The sequence below is a fragment of the Sphingomonas sp. genome, from assembly GCF_042095875.1.
Taxonomy (GTDB): domain Bacteria; phylum Pseudomonadota; class Alphaproteobacteria; order Sphingomonadales; family Sphingomonadaceae; genus Sphingomonas.
In genome coordinates, this window is the sequence record NZ_JBELMJ010000070.1 from 3,193 (window position 1) to 8,352 (window position 5,160).

The 5,160-nt window shown below is 70.1% G+C and carries 5 protein-coding genes; 3 read left to right on the top strand and 2 right to left on the bottom strand.

Annotation, left to right across the window (positions count from 1 at the left end):
- Window positions 1-45: 45 nt before the first annotated feature.
- A complete protein-coding gene (locus ACFDS6_RS15920; protein WP_375273085.1) occupies window positions 46-2,562 on the top strand; it encodes a penicillin-binding protein 1A in 2,517 nt (838 codons plus the stop codon).
- Window positions 2,563-2,596: 34 nt separating this feature from the next.
- Here ACFDS6_RS15920 and ACFDS6_RS15925 read toward each other — a convergent pair whose 3' ends face one another.
- Window positions 2,597-2,764 (bottom strand): hypothetical protein, encoded by a 168-nt coding sequence (locus ACFDS6_RS15925; protein WP_375273086.1) that lies wholly within the window; start codon window positions 2,762-2,764, stop codon window positions 2,597-2,599.
- A 255-nt stretch (window positions 2,765-3,019) separates the two neighbouring features.
- Between ACFDS6_RS15925 and prfB the strand changes: the two genes are divergently transcribed.
- Window positions 3,020-4,147 (top strand): peptide chain release factor 2, encoded by a 1,128-nt coding sequence (prfB, locus tag ACFDS6_RS15930; RefSeq protein ID WP_375273087.1) that lies wholly within the window; start codon window positions 3,020-3,022, stop codon window positions 4,145-4,147.
- Window positions 4,144-4,881 (top strand): methyltransferase domain-containing protein, encoded by a 738-nt coding sequence (locus tag ACFDS6_RS15935; RefSeq protein ID WP_375273088.1) that lies wholly within the window; start codon window positions 4,144-4,146, stop codon window positions 4,879-4,881. The genes prfB and ACFDS6_RS15935 overlap by 4 nt, the downstream gene beginning before the upstream one ends.
- Before the next feature lie 6 nt (window positions 4,882-4,887).
- Here ACFDS6_RS15935 and ACFDS6_RS15940 read toward each other — a convergent pair.
- On the bottom strand, window positions 4,888-5,160 hold a 273-nt coding region (locus ACFDS6_RS15940), incomplete at its 5' end, for a JAB domain-containing protein (protein WP_375273089.1).

Genomic DNA, 5,160 nt, shown 5'->3' on the forward strand with positions numbered 1-5,160 from the left:
GTCACGCTTTCGCGTCGCGCGGAACCTGCTAAACGCGCAGGCGACATGGCTTCTTCTCCCCCAGTGACGGCGACGCCGGACGAGCGCGCGGGTCGGTTGCGCCGTGCGTTGAGCGGCAAATGGACGCGGCGGCTGCTGCGCTGGTTCGCGACATTTTCCGCGCTCCTGCTGGTCGCGGTTGGCGCGTTCTGGCTGATCTTCGCGCGCGACCTGCCGTCGGTCGAGAAACTGAAGGCGTACGAGCCGCCGCTGCCGACCAACGTGCGCGGGATCGACGGCGCGCCGATCTACTCATACGCGCGCGAGCGGCGCGTCCAGCTGTCGTTCGCGGAATATCCGCCGCTGCTGATCCGCGCGTTCCTGGCGGCCGAGGACAAGACCTTCTTCGAGCATCACGGCGTCGACTTTCCCGGCCTGGCGGGCGCGGTGATCGATTACGCGAGCAAGTTCGGCACCGGGCAGCGCGCGCGCGGCGGGTCGACGATCACGCAGCAGGTCGCCAAGAACCTGCTGATCGGCAACGCCTATTCCCCGACGCGCAAGGTGCGCGAGGCGATCCTGGCGTACCGGATCGAGCAGACGCTGAGCAAGCAGCAGATCCTGGAGCTGTACCTCAACCAGATCTTCCTGGGGCGGAACGCCTACGGCGTCGAGGCGGCGAGCCACGCTTATTTCGACAAGGAACTGCCCGAGCTGTCGCTGGCGCAGATGGCGTATCTGGCGATCCTGCCCAAGGGTCCGGCCAATTACGACCCGTACCGCAGCACCGAGCGCGCGCTGATCCGGCGCAATTACGTGCTGCGCGAGATGGCGCGCAACGGCTTCGTCACCGAGGCGCAGGCGCGCGCGGCGAACGCCGAGCCGCTGGGCGCGATCAGGCGGCGCGCGCCCAAGTTCGAGCGCGTTGGCGGGTACTTCGTCGAGGAAGTGCGCCGGCAATTGATCGGCAAGTTCGGCGAGAACGCGCAGGCGGGGCCGTACAGCGTCTACTCGGGCGGGTTGTGGGTGCGCACCTCGCTCGACCCGCAGGTGCAGCGCTACGCCGCGGACGCGCTGCGCGACGGGTTGCTGCGCTACGAGAGCGGGCGCGGCTGGTCGGGGCCGCTGGCGCACGTCGACCTGGACGATCCGGCGCAGTTCCAGGGCGCGCTGCTCGGCACCAACATCATGCTCGACTACAAGGACTGGCGCGCCGCGATCGTCACCGCGCGCGAGAGCGGCGCGCTGTCGCTCGGCTTCGCCGACGGGCGCACCGGCACGCTGCCGCGCTGGGCCGCGCAGACGCCCGCGCGCGGTACCGGCACCCCCGCCTTCGCGCGGATCAAGGTCGGCGACGTGATCGCGGTGGCGCCGTCGGACGACGTGTTCGCGCTTCGCAGCGTACCGCGCATCTCGGGCGGGTTCGTGGTGCAGGAACCCGCGACCGGGCGCATCCTGGCGATGCAGGGCGGGTTCGACGCCAGCGTGCAGGCGTTCAACCGCGCGACGCAGGCGTATCGCCAGCCCGGATCGACGATCAAGCCGATCGTCTATTCAGCCGCGCTGGAGCACGGCATGACGCCGGCGTCGATCATCGTCGACGGGCCGTTCTGCGTCTATCAGGGCGCGCGGCTGGGGCAGAAGTGCTTCCGCAACTTCGGCAATTCGCGCGGCGCGGGTCCGCACACGATGCGCTGGGGCATCGAGCAGTCGCGCAACCTGATGACGGTGCGCGCGGCGGCGCAGACGGGCATGAAGAACGTCGTCGCGTTGATGAAGAAGATGCAGATCGGCGATTACTCGCCCTATCTCAGCTACTCGCTGGGCGCGGGCGAGACAACGGTGGAGCGGATGGTCAACGCCTACGGCGTGCTCGCCAACAACGGGCAATGGCACGACCCATCGCTGATCGACTTCGCGCAGGACCGCCACGGCAAGGTGATCTGGCCCGCCAACTGGCGCGCGTGCGACGGGTGCAACATGGCGCACTGGAACGGCGGCGCGATGCCGCGCCCGGCGACGCAGGGGCGGCAGGTGATGGACGCGATGTCGGCGTACCAGATGGTGCACATCACCGAGGGCGTGATCCAGCGCGGCACCGCGACCGCGCTGCGCGACCTGAACCGGCCGATCTTCGGCAAGACCGGCACCAATTCGGGGCCGACCGACGTGTGGTTCATCGGCGGCACGCCGCAGATGGTGGCCGGATTGTACATCGGATACGACACCCCGCGCGGGCTGGGCGGGTACGCGCAGGGCGGGACGCTGGCGGTGCCGATCTTCAAGGCGTTCGCGGTCAAGGCGTTCGAGAACCTGCCGGTGATCCCGTTCCGCGCGCCACCCGGCATCCGACTGGTGCGGATCGACCGCGGGTCGGGGCGCCCGGTGTTTGGCCCGTGGCCGAGCGACGCCGATCCCAAGGCCGGGGTGATCTGGGAAGCGTTCAAGCCGCAGAGCGAGGCGCGAAGGCCACGGCGCTACTCGGCCGCCCCGGCGACGGTCGCGACGCCGCGACCGGCACCGAGCAAGTCGGCCGCGCCGCGCGACAGCGAGTTCCTGCAGCGGCAGGGCGGGATCTACTGACGGGTGCGTGCGCGGCGGTAGCGCGCCGCGCCCGCTAGCCTTTTCGCGCGGTGAGTTTTTCGAACAGCGCGATCTGCTCGAGCAAGCGCGCGCGGGCGAGCGCGTAGTGCGAGCTGTCGCCGGCGGTGCCCGATCGCGCGCGCGCCTGCTCCAGTTGGGAGAGCTTGCGTTTCGCTTCGACCAGTCCGGCGGTGTACGGCATGGCGCACGGCGTTATCACGCCGCGGCCGCTTCGCCAGCGCGGACGACCGAACTCCGGCGCGATTGGAAGGAATAATGGTTAACGCACGTCCGAACACGGCGCGCGGCGCCACGTGGTCGGGGGTGCGCGCAGGCCCGTTGCCGTTTGGCGGCGCGCGGCCTAGATCGCAGGCTTGATCCTTGATCCGCTGCACAGCGGACCACGCGGGCGTCCGGCCCGGCGGGCGTTGCCCCGCGACGATTGGAGAACAGATTTATGCGCGCCGAAGCGCAGGCCCATGTCGACACCATCAACGAGGCGCTGGCACTGCTGCGCCGTTTCCTCGACTGGGACCGCGCGCTGCGTCGGCTCGACGAGCTGAACGCGCGCGTCGAGGACCCGACCTTGTGGGAGAACCCCAAGGCGGCGCAGGACGTGATGCGCGAGCGCCGCCGGCTCGACGAGGCGATCACCGCGACGCGCGACATCGAGCGCGAGATGGCGGACACCGCGGAGCTGATCGAGATGGCCGACGCCGAGGGCGATGCCGAGATGGCGGACGAGGGCACGCAGGCGCTTAAGGCGCTGGCCACGCGCGCGCAGGGCGACAAGATCAAGGCGCTGCTGGCGGGCGAGGCCGACGGCAACGACAGCTACGTCGAGATCAACGCGGGCGCGGGCGGCACCGAGAGCCAGGATTGGGCCGAGATGCTGCAGCGGATGTACACGCGCTGGGCCGAGCGGCGGGGCATGAAGGTCGAGCTGATCGATTATCACGCGGGCGAGCAGGCCGGGATCAAGTCGGCGACGCTGCTGCTTAAGGGCGAGAACGCCTACGGCTACGCCAAGACCGAGAGCGGGGTGCACCGGCTGGTGCGGATCAGCCCGTACGACAGCTCGGCCCGGCGCCACACCAGCTTCTCCTCGGTGTGGGTGTACCCGGTGATCGACGATTCGATCGACATCGAGATCAACGACAGCGAGCTGCGCATCGACACCTATCGCGCGTCTGGTGCGGGCGGGCAGCACATCAACACGACCGATTCGGCGGTGCGCATCACCCACCTGCCGACCGGCATCGTCGTGGCGTGCCAGAACCAGCGCAGCCAGCACAAGAACAAGGCGGAAGCGTACAACCAGCTGCGCGCGCGGCTGTACGAGCACGAGCTGCGCAAGCGCGAGGAGGAGGCGAACGCGGTCAACGCGACCAAGACCGACATCGGCTGGGGCCACCAGATCCGCTCCTACGTGCTGCAACCGTACCAGCTGGTGAAGGATTTGCGCACCGGCGTGACCTCGACCAGCCCGGGCGACGTGCTCGACGGCGCGCTCGACGACTTCATGGCCGCGGCGCTGTCGCAGCGCGTGACCGGCGAGAAGGTCGAGGTGGAGGACGTGGATTGAGGCGCGCGCGCGCCCTATTCGCGGTGCTGCTGATCGCGGCGGCGGGCTCGGTCGGGGCGTGCGACGGCTCGCAACCGCTGATCAAGCGCGCGGCGAAGCGACCCGACCCCTTCCCCGCCGCCGATCGCCCGGTCGCCAGCATCGTCTCGTCGCGCTGGTCGAACGAAGAGGAGCGCGACCGGTTGAACGAGGCGGGCGCGGTGATGGACGGCGCCCGGATCGAACCCGGCATGACGGTCGCCGACATCGGCGCGGGCGAGGGTTATTACACGATCCGCCTGGCGGCGCGCGTCGGCGAGAACGGGCGCGTGCTGGCGGAAGACATCATGCCTGCGACCCGCGACGCGCTGGCCGAGCGCGTCGCGCGGCAACGGCTGGAGAATGTCAGCGTACGGCTGGGGCTTCCGGCCGATCCGCGGCTGCCGGCGAACAGTTTCGACCGCGTGCTGATGGTCCACATGTACCACGAGATCGCGCAGCCGTACGAGTTCCTGTGGCGGATGCGGCCGGCGCTGCGGCGCGACGGGCTGGTGGTGGTGGTCGACGCGGACCGGTCGACGCAGAACCACGGCACGCCGCCCGCGCTGCTACGCTGCGAGTTCGAGGCGGTCGGCTACCGCCAGGTCGGCTTCGAGAAGATGCCCTCGGCCGGCGGCTATCTCGCGACGTTCCGCGCCGAGGGGCCGCGGCCGGCGCCTGACGCGATCCGGCCCTGTCGGCTGGCGACGCGCTGAGGGCGATCACAGCAGACCGTCGCGGCGGAAGCTCATCCAGCCGCCGGGCGCGACGACGTAATGGTCGAGCAGCCGCACGCCGATCGCGTCGAGCGTCGCGAACAGGCGGCGGGTGAAGTGCACGTCCTGCCGGCTGGGTCGCGGATCGCCCCGCGGGTGATTGTGCGCGAGCAGCACCGCGCGCGCGTTGAGCGCGAGCACGTCGGTGACGATCAGGCGGATCGACACGTCGACGCTCTCCGCCCGCTCGGACAGGAAATGGCGCGCGCCGACCTGATC

What these genes read in the sequence shown, in the direction of transcription:
- ACFDS6_RS15920 (WP_375273085.1), top strand. Translation starts at nt 46, where the DNA reads ATGGCTTCTTCTCCCCCAGTGACGGCGACGCCGGACGAGCGCGCGGGT.
- ACFDS6_RS15925 (WP_375273086.1), bottom strand. Translation starts at nt 2,764, where the DNA reads ATGCCGTACACCGCCGGACTGGTCGAAGCGAAACGCAAGCTCTCCCAA.
- prfB (WP_375273087.1), top strand. Translation starts at nt 3,020, where the DNA reads ATGCGCGCCGAAGCGCAGGCCCATGTCGACACCATCAACGAGGCGCTG.